The sequence below is a fragment of the Stenotrophomonas maltophilia group sp. Smal32 genome, from assembly GCF_030237085.1.
Lineage (GTDB): Bacteria > Pseudomonadota > Gammaproteobacteria > Xanthomonadales > Xanthomonadaceae > Stenotrophomonas > Stenotrophomonas maltophilia_Q.
Map to the genome: position 1 here is coordinate 76,801 of NZ_JASJSI010000006.1, position 15,946 is coordinate 92,746.

General features: G+C 68.4%; 15 protein-coding genes and 1 pseudogene. 14 read left to right on the top strand and 2 right to left on the bottom strand.

Annotated features, from left to right (window positions below; all coding sequences use genetic code 11):
* The first annotated feature begins 2 nt into the window (after positions 1–2).
* Positions 3–437: a VOC family protein gene (locus tag QRO91_RS02945; RefSeq protein WP_049429041.1), complete on the top strand. Its 435-nt coding sequence runs from the start codon at positions 3–5 to the stop codon at positions 435–437.
* Positions 438–632: 195 nt separating this feature from the next.
* On the top strand, positions 633–1,337 hold the full coding sequence (locus QRO91_RS02950; protein ID WP_100443820.1) for an AraC family transcriptional regulator: 705 nt from the start codon (positions 633–635) through the stop codon (positions 1,335–1,337).
* Positions 1,338–1,346: 9 nt separating this feature from the next.
* Here QRO91_RS02950 and QRO91_RS02955 read toward each other — a convergent pair whose 3' ends face one another.
* Positions 1,347–2,225 (bottom strand): sterol desaturase family protein, encoded by an 879-nt coding sequence (locus QRO91_RS02955; RefSeq protein ID WP_238378689.1) that lies wholly within the window; start codon positions 2,223–2,225, stop codon positions 1,347–1,349.
* A gap of 141 nt (positions 2,226–2,366) precedes the next feature.
* Between QRO91_RS02955 and QRO91_RS02960 the strand changes: the two genes are divergently transcribed.
* From QRO91_RS02960 to QRO91_RS02990, 7 genes are all read left to right on the top strand, one after another.
* Positions 2,367–3,317 carry a LysR family transcriptional regulator gene (locus tag QRO91_RS02960; protein WP_180849033.1) on the top strand — a complete coding sequence of 317 codons (951 nt, stop codon included), beginning with the start codon at positions 2,367–2,369 and terminating at the stop codon, positions 3,315–3,317.
* 92 nt (positions 3,318–3,409) lie between these two features.
* Positions 3,410–4,060, top strand: coding sequence for a DsbA family protein (locus QRO91_RS02965; RefSeq protein ID WP_049429043.1), 651 nt, complete (start codon positions 3,410–3,412; stop codon positions 4,058–4,060).
* A gap of 35 nt (positions 4,061–4,095) precedes the next feature.
* Positions 4,096–5,103: a cyclase family protein gene (locus QRO91_RS02970; protein ID WP_049429044.1), complete on the top strand. Its 1,008-nt coding sequence runs from the start codon at positions 4,096–4,098 to the stop codon at positions 5,101–5,103.
* Positions 5,104–5,323: 220 nt separating this feature from the next.
* Positions 5,324–5,938, top strand: coding sequence for a translesion DNA synthesis-associated protein ImuA (gene imuA / locus QRO91_RS02975; protein ID WP_049429045.1), 615 nt, complete (start codon positions 5,324–5,326; stop codon positions 5,936–5,938).
* Between the two features lie 9 nt (positions 5,939–5,947).
* Positions 5,948–7,357: a DNA polymerase Y family protein gene (locus QRO91_RS02980; RefSeq protein ID WP_049429046.1), complete on the top strand. Its 1,410-nt coding sequence runs from the start codon at positions 5,948–5,950 to the stop codon at positions 7,355–7,357.
* A gap of 6 nt (positions 7,358–7,363) precedes the next feature.
* Positions 7,364–10,474: an error-prone DNA polymerase gene (locus QRO91_RS02985; RefSeq protein WP_100443819.1), complete on the top strand. Its 3,111-nt coding sequence runs from the start codon at positions 7,364–7,366 to the stop codon at positions 10,472–10,474.
* Between the two features lie 81 nt (positions 10,475–10,555).
* The gene (locus tag QRO91_RS02990) at positions 10,556–11,062 is read left to right on the top strand and encodes a hypothetical protein (RefSeq protein WP_049427137.1); all 507 of its coding nucleotides are present in this window, start codon (positions 10,556–10,558) and stop codon (positions 11,060–11,062) included.
* Positions 11,063–11,168: 106 nt separating this feature from the next.
* Here the strand turns inward: QRO91_RS02990 and ptsJ are convergent.
* Positions 11,169–12,452, bottom strand: a pseudogene (ptsJ, locus tag QRO91_RS02995) (transcriptional regulator PtsJ); the annotation flags it as partial.
* A 76-nt stretch (positions 12,453–12,528) separates the two neighbouring features.
* Here ptsJ and QRO91_RS03000 point away from each other — a divergent pair.
* The 5 genes from QRO91_RS03000 (at position 12,529) to QRO91_RS03020 (ending at position 15,833) form a co-directional block, all read left to right on the top strand.
* Entirely contained in the window at positions 12,529–13,302 is a 774-nt protein-coding gene (locus tag QRO91_RS03000; protein WP_049427141.1) for a YggS family pyridoxal phosphate-dependent enzyme, read from the top strand.
* On the top strand, positions 13,299–14,000 hold the full coding sequence (locus QRO91_RS03005; protein ID WP_049427143.1) for a glutamine amidotransferase: 702 nt from the start codon (positions 13,299–13,301) through the stop codon (positions 13,998–14,000). The genes QRO91_RS03000 and QRO91_RS03005 overlap by 4 nt, the downstream gene beginning before the upstream one ends.
* On the top strand, positions 13,997–14,221 hold the full coding sequence (locus QRO91_RS03010; RefSeq protein WP_049427144.1) for a hypothetical protein: 225 nt from the start codon (positions 13,997–13,999) through the stop codon (positions 14,219–14,221). The genes QRO91_RS03005 and QRO91_RS03010 overlap by 4 nt, the downstream gene beginning before the upstream one ends.
* 179 nt (positions 14,222–14,400) lie before the next feature.
* The gene (locus tag QRO91_RS03015; protein ID WP_049427146.1) at positions 14,401–14,910 is read left to right on the top strand and encodes an RNA polymerase sigma factor; all 510 of its coding nucleotides are present in this window, start codon (positions 14,401–14,403) and stop codon (positions 14,908–14,910) included.
* Positions 14,907–15,833: a FecR domain-containing protein gene (locus QRO91_RS03020; RefSeq protein ID WP_285310248.1), complete on the top strand. Its 927-nt coding sequence runs from the start codon at positions 14,907–14,909 to the stop codon at positions 15,831–15,833. The genes QRO91_RS03015 and QRO91_RS03020 overlap by 4 nt, the downstream gene beginning before the upstream one ends.
* The last annotated feature ends 113 nt before the right edge of the window (positions 15,834–15,946 follow it).

A 15,946-nucleotide genomic window follows, 5' to 3' on the forward strand; every position in this document is an offset into this window, starting at 1 on the left:
CCATGACCGTCCATCGCGACTTCGACCATCTCTGGCGCGACCGCTGTGACACCTCCAGCCAGCGCGCGCCGCGCGTGTTGATCCGGGTGTTCGTGGCCCCGGGGGAGCTGGAGCGCAGCGTGGCCTTCTACGAGCAGTTGCAGGGCGTGGTGGCCGATGCGGGGTTCCCGTTTCCGGAGGCCGGGCTGCGCCTGGCGATGGTCGGTGCGTTCCTGCTGATCGAAGGCAGCGAGGCGGCGCTGGCACCGTTCACTTCGACCACGGGGACACTGCTGGTCGATGACGTCCGGCCCTATCACGACAAACTGGTCGCGGCTGGCGCCGAGATCATCTTCCCGTTGCAGGTGGTACCCACCGGGGCGGCGTTCAACGCGGTGCATCCCGATGGCACGGTGGTCGAGTACGTGCATCACCGGCCGGATCCGCAGGGGCGGTGAGGGTTCGGCCGGGCGGCGCCCGGCACCCGCAGAGGCGACAGCCAAAGCCAAAGCAACAGCCGGGCTCCTGTGGGTAGGCGGGATGGGCCCGCCTTCGACAATTCCCCGCACGGCCTGCTGTAGAGCCGAGCCCATGCTCGGCTGCTCTTCGTCCAACTCTCGGAATATTCGATTTCGATGGAGATTCATCCACGCATGGCGTGGATCTACAATCCCTCCATGTCCTCCCCTGCCCTGCCCTGGAATGGCACGTTGCTGCTGGATGCTCACGTGGCCGTGCTGCAGGGCCATGCCGGTGACAGCGATGTACATGCGCACTACGCCCACCAGCTGCTGTTGAGCGAGGATGTTCCCTGGCGGGTCGAAATCGACGGTGTGCGCCAGCAGGGCCAGCGGCTGTGGCTGCCTTCGTTCCAGCCGCACGCGATCCTGTCGGCGCCGGAGGCGGGCTGCACGGTGTTCCTTGAGCCGGCGCATGCCGACCTCGAACAGATCCAGCAGCACCTGCACGCGCTGCCCGACACTGCGATGGAACTGCAGGACTGGCTGCCGCGATTGAGCCGCGCGCAGCCATTGGACCGGCGGGTGCAGGCAGCGCTGGCCCGTATCACCCAGCACCTGCCCGGCCCGGTGCCGGCCGCCGACATCGCCGAGGCGGCGCATCTGTCGACCAGCCAGCTGCACCGGCGTTTCCAGTCTGACCTGGCGGTGACCCTGCGCGGCTGGGTGCTGTGGCAACGCTTGCGTGCCGCGCTCGCGCACCACCTGCAGGGGCACAGCCTGACCGACAGTGCACATGCCGCCGGCTTCGCCGACCTGGCCCATCTCTCGCGCAGCCTGCGCCGCATGTTCGGCATCGGTGCCGCACAGCTGCAGGGCCTGCAGCTTCACGCGGCCTGACACGTTCGATCATTCGCGCCTGCGCAGGCCTTCGGGCAGCTCCGGCACCTCGCCATGTGGCAGTTCTCGGAACGGCGCCAGCAGCTGCCCGGGGTAATCGCGCGGATAGTCCGGCTGGCTGCCGATGCCGAGGTCGTGCTGACGCAGCCGATAGCCCGGCGCATCGAAGGCGGTCCCCAGCAGGTGATCCCAGGCGGTCAGGAACAGGCCGAAGTTGACGTCGCCCGCGGTGCCGTAACGCATGTGGTGGAAGCGGTGCAGCGGCGCCCAGGCCATCACCCGGCCCAGCACGCCGGGGCGCATGTCCACGTTGGAGTGCTGCAGCAGCAGCTGGATGGCAATGGCGAACGCCAGCACCGCAGCCACCGGCATCGGCAGGCCCACCAGCAGCAGCGGCAGCACGCCGCCCACCGCTTCGGCCGCCTGGTGCAGCGGGTGTTTCATCAGGCCGTTGAAGCCATACATGCGGGTGACGCTGTGATGCACCGCATGCAGCCGCCACAACCAGCCAATGCGATGGCTGGCGTAGTGCACCAAGGTGATGCCGAGATCAGCGCAGACGATGGTCAGCAGCACCTGCAGCGCGAATGGCCACTGCACCGGCCACAACTGCCACGGAATGATCGCCGCAAGCAACGGCACCGCGGCGATCGACAGCAGGTTCAGGCCTTCGTTGACCAGCGCATGCAGGGTGTCACGCAGGCTGTCGCCGTGGTCGTGGTTGAACGCGGGGTCGTACGGCCAGGCACGCTCGGCGGCGAACGAGACCGCGATGGCGACCGCCAGCAAGGCCAGCAACCACAGCGGGTCACCGTGGCAGTGGCCGACCCAGACGACGGCAGCGGCAATGAAACCCAGCAGGAACAACGGGGCATACAGGCGGAGCATCCAGTGCTTCATGGGCAACCCGGAAAGTGAGGGGCCTGCATGCTGGCGCCGCGTATGGGGTGCTGGCTTGAACAAACGGCGCAACCCGCGCGCACCGGGTAGACGCCGACCTTGGTCGGCGCCGCGTTTCCCACATCACGCATGGCGCGGCTCTACAATGGCGCCCTCATCGCGCCCGGGGCCGGCATGGATTCCTTCAACCTGATGCGTGCCTTCCGCCGCATCGTCGAACGCGGCGGGCTGGCCCGCGCCGCCGAAGACCTGGGCATGTCGCCTGCCGGGCTGAGCAAACAGCTGCGCACGCTGGAAACCCACCTGGGCGTGGTGCTGCTGCAGCGGACCACGCGGCGCATGAGCCTGACCGAGACCGGCCACGCCTATTACCGCGAATGCTGCCGCCTGCTCGACGAATTGGACGCATTGGAACGCGGCATCGCCGAGCAGCGTGGCGAGGTGGCCGGACGCCTGCGCGTCAATGCGCCGCAGTCGTTCGCGCTGAGCACGCTGTCGCCGCTGCTGCCACGCTTCCTGCAGCAGCATCCGCAGCTGTCGCTGGACCTGGTGATGGAAGACCGCCTGCTCGACGCGGTCGGTGAGGGTTTCGATGTATCGCTGCGGCTGCGTGCCGAGCTGGATGATTCACGGCTGGTGGCACGCCGCCTGGCCTCGCTGCAGCAGGTGCTGTGCGCGGCGCCGTCCTACCTGCAGCAGCACCCTGCACCACAGGCAGTGGACGATCTGCAGGTCCACAGCGTGCTGGCCTACAGCCTGTCCGACTCACCCGGCAGCTGGCCGCTGCTCGGCCCGGATGGCCAGGTGACGATCACCCTGCCAGCGCGCGTGACCGTCAACAACAGCCTGCTGCTGCGCGACCTGCTGGTGGCCGGCATGGGCATCGGCGCGCTGCCCTCGTTCCTGGCGGCACCGGCGCTGGCCCGTGGCGAACTGCAGCAGGTGCTGCCCGACCACCGCTATCCGCCGCGCTTCGTGCATGCGGTCTATCCCACCTCGCGCCACCTGCAGCCCAAGGTGCGTGCCTTCATCGATTTCCTGCACGCCGAGCTGCCCGGCTGCGCCGGCCTGGATTCGTAACCGCCAGCGAAAACTGAGCTGCCCGCGGCGCGCTGTTTCAGCCACGCCACGCTGCCTACTCTGCCGCCTCCCCTCTCACCGATGGCAGGCAGATGTCTTCCGTTCCGTCCCCCACCACCGCCGTGCCGGTGGTCGATTTCTTCCACGACGTGGTCTGCGGCTGGTGCTTCGTGTTGGCCCCGCGCCTGCAGCAGGTCTCGGCCGAACTCGGCATCCAGGTGCGCCACCGCAGCTTCGTGCTGCAGGACTCGCGCGCGCAGATGGTGGAGGTGTTCGGCTCGATGGAGCGCGCCAAGGCGATCATCCTGCGCCACTGGACCGACTGCGCCGCGCATGAAGACACCGCGCGCATCGATATCGAAGGCATGCGCGCACAGGATTTCGAATATCCCTCCGGCTGGCTCGGCGCACTGGCCTGCCAGGCCGCCGGATTGATGGGCGGCAACAACGCCCATGGCGCGATGTTCGATGCCGTGCAGTGGGCGCACCTGCACCAGCACCGCAACATCGGTGATGCCGAAGTACTGCTGGATATCGCCGAATCGCTGGGCCACCCACGTGGCGCGTTCGCTGACCACATGCATAGCGACGCAGTGTGCCAGCGTGTGCAGGACGATCGTGCCGAAGCCGCTGCCCTTGGCATCCGTTCCATACCCACCGTGATCGGCGGCAACGGCCTGCGCCTGCAGACCCTGCCGCTGCCACACCTGCGCCAGGCCCTGGCGCCCCTGGTCGCGGCCTGAGCCGCACCCTCCCCCACCCTGCAAGGAGACTTCCCATGACCCCACGCATCCTGGCCACCGCGCTGGCCCTGCTGCTGGCCGGCGCCGCCGCGTCCACCACCGTGTCCGCGCACGAACGCGTTCCCTCCGGCCAGCAGGTCGGCACCAGCCCCTGGGGGCCGAAGGACGAGATCGGCCGCCTCAACCTGATCACCGAGGCCTCGCGCGCGGCGATCCTGTCGCGGGTCAGCGGCGGCAAGGCCTATGACCTGGCCACCGAGTACTACGTCGGCATGCCCAGCTGGCAGGATGCCGGCGACCCGCACTACCAGTTCTGGATGACCCACACCCCGCGCGGCACGGTGATGGACGACCCGATGGGCGTGGGCGAGACCATGAACCTCACCCGCAGCTACACCGGCACCGCGTTCTCGATGTACAGCCACACCGGTACCCACATCGATGCGCTGAACCATTTCGGCATCCACGGGAAGATCTGGAACGGCTTCGAGGCCGACAAGCATCTTGGCGACCGTGGCTGGAATGTCACCGGCATCGAGAAATTCCCGCCGCTGATCGCGCGGGGCGTGCTGATCGACGTGGCCGCCGCCAAGGGCGTGGACATGCTGCCGGACAGCTACCGCGTCACCCGCCAGGACCTGAAGGATGCGCTGGCACGCCAGAAGGTGAAACTGCAGCAGGGCGACGTGGTGCTGATCCGCACCGGCCGCATGCGCCTGTTCGAACAGCCCAAGGCGTACATGGCCAACCCGCCGGGCATGGGCCTGGACGCGGCGCGCTTCCTGGTCGAGGACAGCGGCGCGATGATCGTCGGTGCCGACAACCTCAGCTTCGAGACCTTCCCCTCGGAGGTGTCCGACGACTACGTGCCGCTGCACACCTACCTGCTGGCCCAGCAGGGCGCGCCGATCATCGAGCTGGTGGCGCTGGACGAACTGGCCCGCGACAAGGTCTACGAGTTCGCCTTCATCGGCGGCCCGCTGAAGATCCGCGGCGGCGATGCCGCACCGCTGCGACCGGTGGCATTGCCAGTGCGCCCGTAACCGGGAACTGTGGGTGCCGACCTTGGTCGGCACTCCTTTTTACCCTTCAGCAACCTGAAACCGGACCCTCCGATTTCATTAGTAATTTTACTCACAAGGCGAGTAGCATGTCTGGTCTCAGCCCCTGATACCGGCCCGTCGATACTCGCGCCATGCCCGCCGTCTCCGCCCGTTCCTGCCGTTTCCAGCCCGCCCGGCGCCTCCCCTGGAGGGCCGGCTGATGGGTGCCGTCGTCGCCCTCGACCGGCTGCTTGACGGCCGCCAGCTGTGGCGCGGCCCGGCCCGCCAGGGGCCGGCCAGCGACCACCTGGCCAGCGGCCACCCGGCACTGGACGCGCGCCTGCCCGGCGGCGGCTGGCCGGCCAGCGGGCTGTGCGAGGTACTGCAGGGCGCGCCCGGGGTGGGCGAGCTGGCCCTGGTCTGGCCCGCACTGGCGAAGCTGAGCCAGCGCGACCGCCCGATCGTGCTGGTCGCCCCGCCCTATCGCCCGCATGCCCCGGCCTGGGCGGCAGCCGGGCTGGACCTGGCCCAGCTGCAGATCATCCACGCCGCACCGAAACAAGCGCTCTGGGCCGCCGAGCAGTGCCTGCGCTCTGCCGCCTGCGCGGCGGTGCTGTGCTGGCCACACCAGGCCGACGACCGCGCCCTGCGCCGCCTGCAGGTGGCCGCCGACAGCGGCCAGTGCCTGGGCTTCGTGTTCCGCGAGGCGCAGGCGGCGCGCAACCCCTCTCCGGCCAGCCTGCGCCTGCAGCTCGACCACGGCCAGGTGCGGGTGCTGAAGTGCCGAGGCGGTCTGCCGCCGGCGCAGCCGTTGCCGCTGGCCATCGTCCACTGAGGTCGCGCCATGCACTGGGCCTGCCTGTTGTTGCCGCAGCTGGCGCTGGACAGCGTGCTGCGCCTGCAGCCGGACCCGCAGCGGCCACTGGTGCTGCTGCAGGGGCCGGCACAGCGTCGCGTGCTGCGTGCGGTCAGCCCGGCCGCCCGCGCAGCGGGGCTGCGCCCGGGCATGCTGCTGTCGGCCGCGCAGGTGCTGGTGCAGGACCTGCATCTGCACGATTACGACCCCAACGCCGAACAGCACACCCGACAGCTGCTGGCCAGCTGGGCCTACGCTTACAGCTCGCAGGTCAGCCTCGATTTCCCGCATGCGCTGGTGCTGGAGATCGGCGCCAGCCGCGCCCTGTTCGGCGACTGGCTGACGATCCAGCAGCGGCTTCGCAACGAACTGCACGAACTTGGCTTCCGTCACCGTCTGGTGGCCGCACCTACCCCACATGCCGCGCGCGTGCTGGCCAACGTCCACGATGGCCTCGGCATCGATGCGCAGCAGCTGCCGGCGGCGCTGGCACAACTGCCGTTGCCGCGCTGCGGCCTGCCCAGCGAAGCGGTGACCGTACTGGGCCGCTCCGGACTGCGCACGCTGGGTGCGGTGCTCGAACTGCCGCGCGACAGCCTGGCCCGGCGCTTCGCCCCCGAGGTACTGCAGCAGCTGGATGCATTGCGTGGGCTGCCCACCGCGCCACTGCGCTACTACCAGCCACCGGACCGGTTCGATGCGCGCATCGAATTCGAATACGAGATCGAATCCAGCCAGGCCCTGTTGTTCCCGCTGCGTCGCCTGCTGCTGGACCTGGCCGCCTTCCTGTGCTCGCGCGATGGCGGCGTGCAACGCTTCGACCTGCATTTCGAGCATGACCTGCTGCCGGCCAGCGTGCTGACCATCGGCCTGCTGGCACCCGAACGCGATCCCACACTGCTGTTCGAGATCGCGCGCAATCGCATGGAGGCCTTCGCCCTGCCCGCTGGCAGCCGCGCACTGCGCCTGCAGGCCGAGCAGCTGCCGCCGTTCGTGCCCGCCGCACGCGACCTGTTCGATACCCGGCCGGCGCAGGCCATGCCCTGGAGCCAGCTGCGTGAGCGCCTGCGCGCACGGCTGGGCGATGACGCCGTGCAGCCGCTGGCGGTACAGGCCGACCATCGCCCTGAACGCGCCAGTGGTATCCAGCCCCCGACCAAACCGCCCGCTTACTGGCCACTGCGCCCAGGCTGGCTGCTGGACACCCCGCAACCACTGCGTGATCCGCGCCTGCGCATCATCGCCGGGCCGGAGCGGATCGAATCGGGCTGGTGGGACCAGGCCGACGCGCGCCGCGATTACTACGTGGTGGAAACCGCACACGGCCAGCGCGGCTGGGCGTTCCGCACACGCAATGACCCGCATGCGCCGTGGATGCTGCACGGCTGGTTCGGCTGAGCCGCCATGCACAGCGAACTGCCCGGCTACGCCGAACTGCACTGCCTGTCAGCCTTCAGTTTCCAGCGTGGTGCTTCGATCGCCGAAGAGCTGTTCGCGCGCGCCGCCGGCCAGGGCTACCGCGCGTTGGCGATCACCGACGAATGCTCGCTGGCCGGCATCGTGCGTGCCTGGCAGGCGGCGAAGGCGCATGGCGTGGCGCTGATCGTCGGTGCCGAATTCCAGGTCGAGGACGGACCCAAGCTGGCCCTGCTGTGCACCGACCAGGCCGCCTATGCCGGGCTGTGCCAGTTGATCACTACCTGCCGGCGGCGCGCGGCCAAGGGCGAGTACCGTTGCCTGCGCGAGGACCTGCTCGGCCTGCCCGACGGCCTGCTGTGCCTGTGGCTGGACCGGCAACCGGCCGCCACCGATCTGGAACTGCTGCGCGCCGGCTTCAATGATCGACTGTGGCTGGCGGTGGAACTGCACCACGAACACGACGACGCACGCCGCCTGCAGCAGCTGCAGGCCTTCGGCGAACGCCATCACCTGCCGCTGGTCGCCAGTGGCGATGTGCACATGCACGTGCGACGCCGCCGCGCCCTGCAGGACACGCTGACCGCGATCCGCCATCGCTGCAGCGTGGCCGAAGCCGGCTGGCGCCTGTTTCCCAACGGCGAGCGCCACCTGCGCCCGCGCAGCGCACTGGCCCAGTTGTACCCGCCCGAACTGCTGGCCGAGACCCTGCGCATCGCAGAACGCTGCCACTTCACCCTGGAGCAGCTGCAGTACACCTACCCGCGCGAACTGGTGCCGGAGGGGCATGACCCGGACAGCTGGCTGCGCGAGCTGGTCGAAGAAAAGATTCCCTGGCGTTGGCCAGAAGGCATCAAGGACGCACAGCGCAAGCAGATCGAACATGAGCTGGCGTTGATCCGGGAGAAAAACTACGCCTCCTACTTCCTTACCGTGCATGACATCGTGCGCTTCGCCCGCAGCCAGGACATCCTCTGCCAAGGGCGTGGCTCGGCGGCCAACTCGGCGGTGTGCTTCGTGCTGGGCGTGACCGAGATCGATCCTGCGCGCAGCAACCTGCTGTTCGAACGCTTCATCTCCGCCGAGCGCGACGAGCCGCCGGATATCGACATCGACTTCGAGCACGAGCGCCGCGAAGAGGTGCTGCAGTACGTGTTCAAGCGCTATGGCCGCGAACGTGCTGCGCTGACCGCAGTGGCGATCAGTTACCGTGGCCGCAGCGCGATCCGCGACGTCGCCCGCGCACTCGGCCTGCCGATGGACCAGGTCAACGAACTGGGGGCGGCGATGGACCATTGGGGCGGTCATGTACCGCTGCCGGAGACCCTGCGCGAGCGCGGCTTCGATCCGGACACACCGCTGATGCGGCGACTGCTGGCACTGACTGCCGAACTGATCGACTTCCCGCGCCACCTGTCGCAGCACCCGGGTGGTTTCGTGATCTCCGAACATCCGCTGTCGACGCTGGTACCGGTGGAGAACGCGGCGATGGCCGATCGCACCGTCATCCAGTGGGACAAGGACGACCTGGATGCCACCGGCCTGATGAAGGTCGACTGCCTGGCACTGGGCATGCTCACCGCCATCCGCAAGTGCCTGGCGATGCTCAAGCAGCACGGCCTGCACGAAGGACGCATGGATGCGATCCCCGATGAAGACGGTCCGACCTACGACATGATCTGCGCCGCCGACACCATCGGCGTATTCCAGATCGAGTCGCGCGCGCAGATGGCCATGTTGCCACGCCTGCAGCCACGCGAGTTCTATGACCTGGTGATCGAAGTGGCGATCGTGCGTCCCGGCCCGATCCAGGGTGACATGGTGCACCCCTATCTGGAGCGGCGAAGGATCCTGCGCGAGCAAGGCCCGGATGCGCTGAACGATCCGGATAATCCGCTCTATCCATCACGGCTGGAACGCGTGTTCGCACGCACGTTGGGCGTGCCGCTGTTCCAGGAACAGGTAATGCAGCTGGCGGTGGTGGCTGCCGATTACACACCAGGCCAGGCCGATGCGCTGCGCCGCTCGATGGCGGCCTGGAAACGCCGTGGCGGGCTGGAACCGCATCGCGAGAAGCTGCTGTCCGGCATGCTGAAGAACGGCTTCAGCCGCGAGTATGGCGAGCACCTGTTCGAGCAGATCAAGGGCTTCGGCGATTACGGTTTCCCGGAAAGCCACGCCGCCAGCTTCGCCCTGCTCACCTATGCCAGCTGTTGGCTGAAGTGCCACCACCCGGCCGCGTTCACCGCCAGCCTGATCAACAGCCAGCCGTTGGGGTTCTACAGCCCCGATCAACTGCTGCAGGACGCACGCCGCCATGGCATCCGCGTGCTGCCGGTGGACGTGCGCCACAGCGACTGGGACTGCACCCTGGATTTCAGCAAGGGCGCGGCGTCGATCCGGCTCGGCCTGCGCCTGATCGACGGCTGCAACGAAGCGGCCGTGCAGGCCATCATGCGCGAGCGCGCGCGGCGGCCGTTCGAGGACGTCGGCGACCTGTGCCAGCGCACCGCCCTGGACCGCCGCCACCAGGGCCTGCTGGCCGATGCCGGTGCGCTGCGTGGGCTCAGCGGCCATCGCCATCGCGCACGCTGGGATATCTCCGGCGTGGAGAACCGGTTGCCCTTGTTCGACCAGGCGCGTGCCACCGCCGAGGCCCGCGTGCCGTTGCCGCTGCCCAGCGCATGGGACGACATGCAGGCCGATTACCGCAGCACCGGCACCACCCTCGGCCGCCATCCGATCTCGTTCCTGCGCACGCAGCTGCGCAGCCGTGGCTGCCTGGATGCCGCACAACTGGCGGGGCACGGCCATGGCCGCCGCGTGCGCATCGCCGGCCTGGTACGCATGCGCCAGCGCCCGCAGACCGCCAGTGGCGTTACCTTCCTGACCCTCGAGGACGAGACCGGCATGGTCAATGCGGTGGTCTGGCGCCACCTGGCCGACCGCCAGCACCGGGTGCTGGTCGACACCCAGCTGATGCAGATCGATGGCCGCCTGGAACGCGTTGATGGCGTGCAGCATGTCATCGTGCAGCGCATGCATTGCCTGGATGAGCTGCTGCAGGGACTGCGCAGCCACAGCCGCGATTTCCACTGACGATACACATCGTCACACAACGAACTGGCCTTTTCCCGCTGGCATCCGCTATCGTCGGCACATCCAAGGAAGGACGACCCGATGCCCCGTGCGCTGCTGCTGACCACCCTGGTGGTCTCGACCCTTGCCCTGCTCGTTTCCGGCTGGACCGCCTGGAGCCTGCATCGCAGCCAATCGCCAGAGCGGATCATCGAAGCGCGCGGCCTCGTCATCCGCGACGCAGGCGGCCAGCCGCGGGTGATCCTTGGTGCGCCGGTGCCGGACCCCCTCAGCAAGGGCCGCACCCAAGGCCCGCGTGCCACCGCGCTGTCCGGCCTGATCCTGCTTGGGCCCGACGGTTCCGAGCGCGGCGGTTATGGCACCAGCGACCGCGGCGGCGAAGCCCTGCTCACTCTGGACGATGCCACCGGCACCACCGAAGTCTTCAAGGTCGTCGCCAACCCGGACCGTGGCGCCAGCCTGATGGTCAAGCACCAGAACAACACCGGCGCCATGCTCACGTCCTGGCAGGGCAAGCCGGAGCTGATGTTCGTCGATGACAGTGGCCAGTCCTACTACGTGCGCCCGGGCGCGAACGCCGCGCCCTGACCTGCTTGTGTAGAGTCGAGCCATGCTCGACTGCTTCTATCAACAGCAGCCGAGCATGGCTCGGCTCTACAAAGGCGAAGCAACGTCCGGCATGGCTCGACGCTACAACCCCACACACCGCCGCCAGATCATCGGCCAGCTGCCGCAGCTGCGCCGCCCCCAGCGCCGCGCAGGTGAGGCGCAGGCCATGCCCCGGTGCTGCCACCGCGAACACTTCGCCCGCGCGCACATGCCATCCGCGCGAAGCCAGCGCCAGCACCTGCGGATGGCTGTCAGCCTGCAGCGGCAGCCACAGGTTCAATCCTTCCATCGGCTGTGGCGTCGGCACGCCACGCGCCCGCAGCAGTTCCTGCAGCGACTGCAACCGCTGCTGGTAACACTTCCCCGCCGAGACGATCTTCGCCCGTTGCGACGCCGACGCCAGTACCGACGTCGCCGCATCCTGCAGCAGGTGACTGACCCAGCCAATACCGGACGCCAACCGCAACCGCAGCCGCATCGCAGTCTCTTCATCGCAGGCCAGCCAGGCCAGCCGCAGGTCCGGGCCCAGCGGCTTGGACAGCGAGCGCAGCAGCGCCCAGCGCCGGCCATCCAGCGGCAGCACCGAGTGATAGGCCTGCTGCGAGAGCAGTGCGTAGTGATCGTCGATCAACACCGCCACCTGCGGATAGGCGGCCAGCAGCTGGCGCAATGCGCGTGCCCGCTTCGCATCCAGGCTGGCACCGGTCGGATTGTGCGCCCGTGGGGTCAACAGCACCGCACGTGCGCCGCTCTCCAGCGCCTGCCGCAGCGATTCGACCTGCATGCCGTGTTCATCCACCGCCACCGGCAACGGCGCGTGGCCCACAGCATTGAGCACATTGAGGCTGCCGAGGAAGCATGGATCTTCCACCGCGATGCGATCGCCCGGCAGCAGCCACGCCGCCAGCAGGCGTTCGATGCCATCGACCGCGCCATGGGTCAGTTCCAGCGCATAGCCCTCGGGGCAGTCCACATCCAGCGAGGCCCGCGCCAACGCTTGCAGTCGCGGATCGACCGTGCCCACGCCATACAGCCGTGGCGCGGCCGGCGCCAGGCGCAGACTGGGCAACAGGCGCGGGTCCGGATTGCCACCGGCCAGGTCATGCAGGGCCAGCCCGGGCACACTGCCCTCGCGGGCCAGCGTCGGCGGCAGGCCACGCACCACCGTGCCGCGCCGGCCCGCGGTGCTGGCCAGGCCCGCCGCATCCAATCGCTTGTAGGCGGCGGCCACGGTGTTGCGATTGACCCCCAGCTGGTCGGCCAGATCGCGCACCGGCGGCAGCACGCTGCCGGCTGGCAGACGGCCCTTGCCGATGCCATCGCGGATGCTGTCGAAGATCGACTCGGCGCTATGCCCGGTGATTTTCATTTTGTCCTATGCCAAAATAATTCTTGTCCTGTGCCAGTGTATCCCACCCTGGCCGCCCTGCATTGGAGGTGCCCGCATGCCCCTTGCCGCCGCCGACTGGCCCGTCGCCCAGTCTGTTGAACAGATCGCCGCCAACCTGGTCACGGTGCGACAACGCATCGCCGATGCCTGTGCCCGCGTAGGCCGGGATCCGGCCAGCGTGCGCCTGCTGCCAGTCAGCAAGACCGTCGATGACGCCCGCATCCGCATGGCGGTGGCCGCCGGCTGCCACGAACTGGGCGAGAACAAGGTGCAGGAGGCACAGCGCAAGGCCGAGACAATGGCCGACCTGGGCGTGCACTGGTCGGTGATCGGCCATCTGCAGACCAACAAGGCACGCTACGTGGCGCGCTTTGCCAGCGAGTTCCAGGCGCTGGACAGCCTGCGCGTAGCCGAGGCGCTGCAGCAGCGCCTGCAGCTGGAAAATCGCACACTGGATGTATTCGTCCAGGTCAACACGTCTGCGGAACCCAGCAAGTACGGCCTGGAACCCGACGCCGTCGAGACCTTCGTGCAGCAGCTGCCAGTCTTCGACAGGCTACGCGTGCGCGGCCTGATGACCCTGGCCATCTTCGCTCCCGAAGTCGAACGTGTGCGCGCGTGCTTCGTGCGCCTGCGTGAACTGCGCGACCAGCTGCAGCATACCGCCCCACCCGGCATCGACCTGTCGCAGCTGTCGATGGGCATGTCCGGGGACTTCGAAGTGGCCATCGAGGAAGGCGCCACCGTAGTCCGCGTCGGCCAGGCCATCTTCGGCGCCCGCGCCACTCCGGACAGCTTCTACTGGCCGAACAACGGAGCCCCGGCATGAAGAACGCGGTTGTCCTGCAACACGTTGCCTTTGAAGACCTCGGCACCCTGCAGCCACTGCTGTTGGCGCAGGGCTGGCAACTGCAGGTGCTGCAGGCTGGTGTAGATGCACTCGATCCGGCCGAAGCGGCTGACCTGCTGGTGGTGCTGGGGGGGCCGATCAGCGTCAACGATGTTGATCTTTACCCGTTCCTCAACGACAGCATCGCGCTGTTGAAGGCGCGGTTGCAGCAGCAGCGGCCCACGCTGGGCATCTGCCTCGGCGCGCAGCTGATGGCGCGAGCGCTGGGTGCCAGCGTTGCCCCCAGTGGCGGCAAGGAGATCGGTTTCGCGCCCCTGCTGCTCACCGATGAGGGCCAGCGCTCGCCGCTGCAGGCACTGCAGGGCATTCCGGTACTGCACTGGCACGGCGAGGCGTTCGAGCTTCCAGCCGATGCACGCCGCCTGGCCAGCACGCCGGCCTGCCGCCACCAGGCCTTTGCTATCGGTCAGCACGCGTTGGCCCTGCAATGCCATCCGGAACTGGATGCCCGCCAGTTCGAGCGTTGGCTGATCGGCCACACGCTGGAGCTGGCCCAGGCCGGCATCGACCCCAACGACCTGCGCGCGCAGGCACGCCGCTATGGCGCACCACTGGCCGCAGCCGCTACCGCGATGTTCGACCACTGGCTGCAGGACCTGCAGGAGATACCGCGATGAACTACCGGTTGCAGATCCACCGCAACGGCGCCTACTGGGGCCACTTCGACTGCAGCGGACCTGATGCCCTGCAGCGCATGGACAGCATCGCCGCGCAGCTGCCTGCCCACCAGGGCTTCCAGTTGAAGCGGCAGAAGGGGGTCGGCGAAGAGCGCATCCTGTCCAGCAATGCCGACGGACTGCGTGTGCTGGCCGCGCAGATCCAGTACCGCGATCTCTGACGATCGTCACGGTAGTGCTGGCCGCATGCCAATTTTCCAGCCTGCTGACCTTGCCACGCGGCAACCACCACCCGTCGACGCACATCGCACATGGATGCAAATGATTCTCTTTTGCTGTAAGGTGCAGCCGCTGCCCTTGCCGCCGCGGGCTGTTCCCTTTCCCAGTTGTCGCCCGCCCCGTGTCCACGCCTGTCGAACCGACGGATGTCGCGCATCTGTGCGCGGCCCATTACCGGCCGCTGCACGCCCATGTCCGCCGTAAACTCCCGCAACGCAGCGACGCCGATGACGTCGTCCAGGAAACCTGGCTGCGTGTCGTCAAAGTCGCCGCCAGCGGTCTGCTGAGCAATGGCCGTGCATACCTGTATCGCGTTGCCCACAACCTGATCGTCGACCACTATCGGCAACGCCAGCGTCGTCGCGAAGAGGCGCTGGAGGATGCCCAGCTGCATGCCATCGCCGATCCTGCGCCCCTGCCGGAACAGCGCCTGCTTGATGCCGAACAGCTGCGCCATCTCGATGCCATCATCGCCGCGTTGCCGCCGCGCGCGCGGCAGGTGTTCCTGCTGGCCCGCGTGGAACAGATGGCGTTGGCCGAGATCGGCCGCCAGCTCGGCATCAGCCGGCAGACCGCGCATGGCCATCTGCTGCGCGCCCTGGTCGCCCTGCAGCAGGTACCCGGCGCATGAGCCAGGAGGCCATTGCGCGCGAAGCTGCCCGCTGGTGGCTGGATGGGCACGACGGCGACCGCGACGAGAACGCGTTCGAGCAATGGTGCCGGGCCGATCCAAGCCATGCCGCGCAGTACCTGCACCTGCAGCAGCTGTGGCAGGCCGGTGCGACGATGCCCAGCCTGCAGCGGCAACAACAACGACGGCAGCGCCGCCGCCTGGGTGAAGCCGGCCTTGCGGTGCTGCTGCTGTGTGCGCTCGGCCTGTACAGCCGCCATGCCTCACCGCCTGCTGCGCAGGTATTGCGCACCGCGTCCGGCGAGATCCGTGACGAAACCCTGGCGGATGGTTCGCATGTACTGCTGTCGCCGGGCAGCGAAGTGCATGTCCGCATCGACGCACAGCGTCGCCAGCTGCAGGTGGAGCGCGGCCAGGCCTGGTTCCAGGTCAGCGTCGACGCTGCGCGACCGTTTCAGGTACACACACCGCACGGTACCGTCACCGCGCTGGGCACCGCGTTTGATCTGGCCGTGCAGCGTGACGACAGCGTGGTCACGGTCACCGAGCATCGCGTGCGCGTGGACGGCGGCAGCGGCAACCTGCAGGCCACCGAAGGGCAGCAGCTGCGCTTCGACGGAAAGACGGCGGCCCTGCCGCATGCCGCCGATGCAGGTGCGATGGCCTGGCGCGAGCGACGGCTGCATTGGGTGTCCGCTCCGCTTGCCGAGGTGACCCAGGGCCTGGATCGCTGGCATGGCGGGCGCACCTGGATTGTCGGCGCCCGCCTGCGCCAGCAGCCGGTCACTCTGCTCGGCAGTGCTGATGATGCGGCCGGCAACCGCGACCAGCTGGCCGCGCAGCTGCATGTGCGCGTGCTGCGGATCGGCGCAGGAATGCAGGTGTGGCTGCCGCCGCGACGGGAACAACGCGGTGCACCCTGACATCGGCCCTCGTTCCGCGTCTACCCAGGATGACGACGCTCTGCGTCAACCCCTGGAGCCCCCGATGCTGTGCCCCCGCCCCCTTGTGCTTGCCCTGTCGCTGGCCTGCGCCG

Bases quoted from the DNA above. Each gene is read 5' to 3' on its own strand.
- QRO91_RS02945 (WP_049429041.1), top strand. From the start codon at position 3: ATGACCGTCCATCGCGACTTCGACCATCTCTGGCGCGACCGCTGTGAC.
- QRO91_RS02950 (WP_100443820.1), top strand. From the start codon at position 633: ATGGCGTGGATCTACAATCCCTCCATGTCCTCCCCTGCCCTGCCCTGG.
- QRO91_RS02955 (WP_238378689.1), bottom strand. From the start codon at position 2,225: ATGCTCCGCCTGTATGCCCCGTTGTTCCTGCTGGGTTTCATTGCCGCT.
- QRO91_RS02960 (WP_180849033.1), top strand. From the start codon at position 2,367: ATGGCGCGGCTCTACAATGGCGCCCTCATCGCGCCCGGGGCCGGCATG.
- QRO91_RS02965 (WP_049429043.1), top strand. From the start codon at position 3,410: ATGTCTTCCGTTCCGTCCCCCACCACCGCCGTGCCGGTGGTCGATTTC.
- QRO91_RS02970 (WP_049429044.1), top strand. From the start codon at position 4,096: ATGACCCCACGCATCCTGGCCACCGCGCTGGCCCTGCTGCTGGCCGGC.
- imuA (WP_049429045.1), top strand. From the start codon at position 5,324: ATGGGTGCCGTCGTCGCCCTCGACCGGCTGCTTGACGGCCGCCAGCTG.
- QRO91_RS02980 (WP_049429046.1), top strand. From the start codon at position 5,948: ATGCACTGGGCCTGCCTGTTGTTGCCGCAGCTGGCGCTGGACAGCGTG.
- QRO91_RS02985 (WP_100443819.1), top strand. From the start codon at position 7,364: ATGCACAGCGAACTGCCCGGCTACGCCGAACTGCACTGCCTGTCAGCC.
- QRO91_RS02990 (WP_049427137.1), top strand. From the start codon at position 10,556: ATGCCCCGTGCGCTGCTGCTGACCACCCTGGTGGTCTCGACCCTTGCC.
- QRO91_RS03000 (WP_049427141.1), top strand. From the start codon at position 12,529: ATGCCCCTTGCCGCCGCCGACTGGCCCGTCGCCCAGTCTGTTGAACAG.
- QRO91_RS03005 (WP_049427143.1), top strand. From the start codon at position 13,299: ATGAAGAACGCGGTTGTCCTGCAACACGTTGCCTTTGAAGACCTCGGC.
- QRO91_RS03010 (WP_049427144.1), top strand. From the start codon at position 13,997: ATGAACTACCGGTTGCAGATCCACCGCAACGGCGCCTACTGGGGCCAC.
- QRO91_RS03020 (WP_285310248.1), top strand. From the start codon at position 14,907: ATGAGCCAGGAGGCCATTGCGCGCGAAGCTGCCCGCTGGTGGCTGGAT.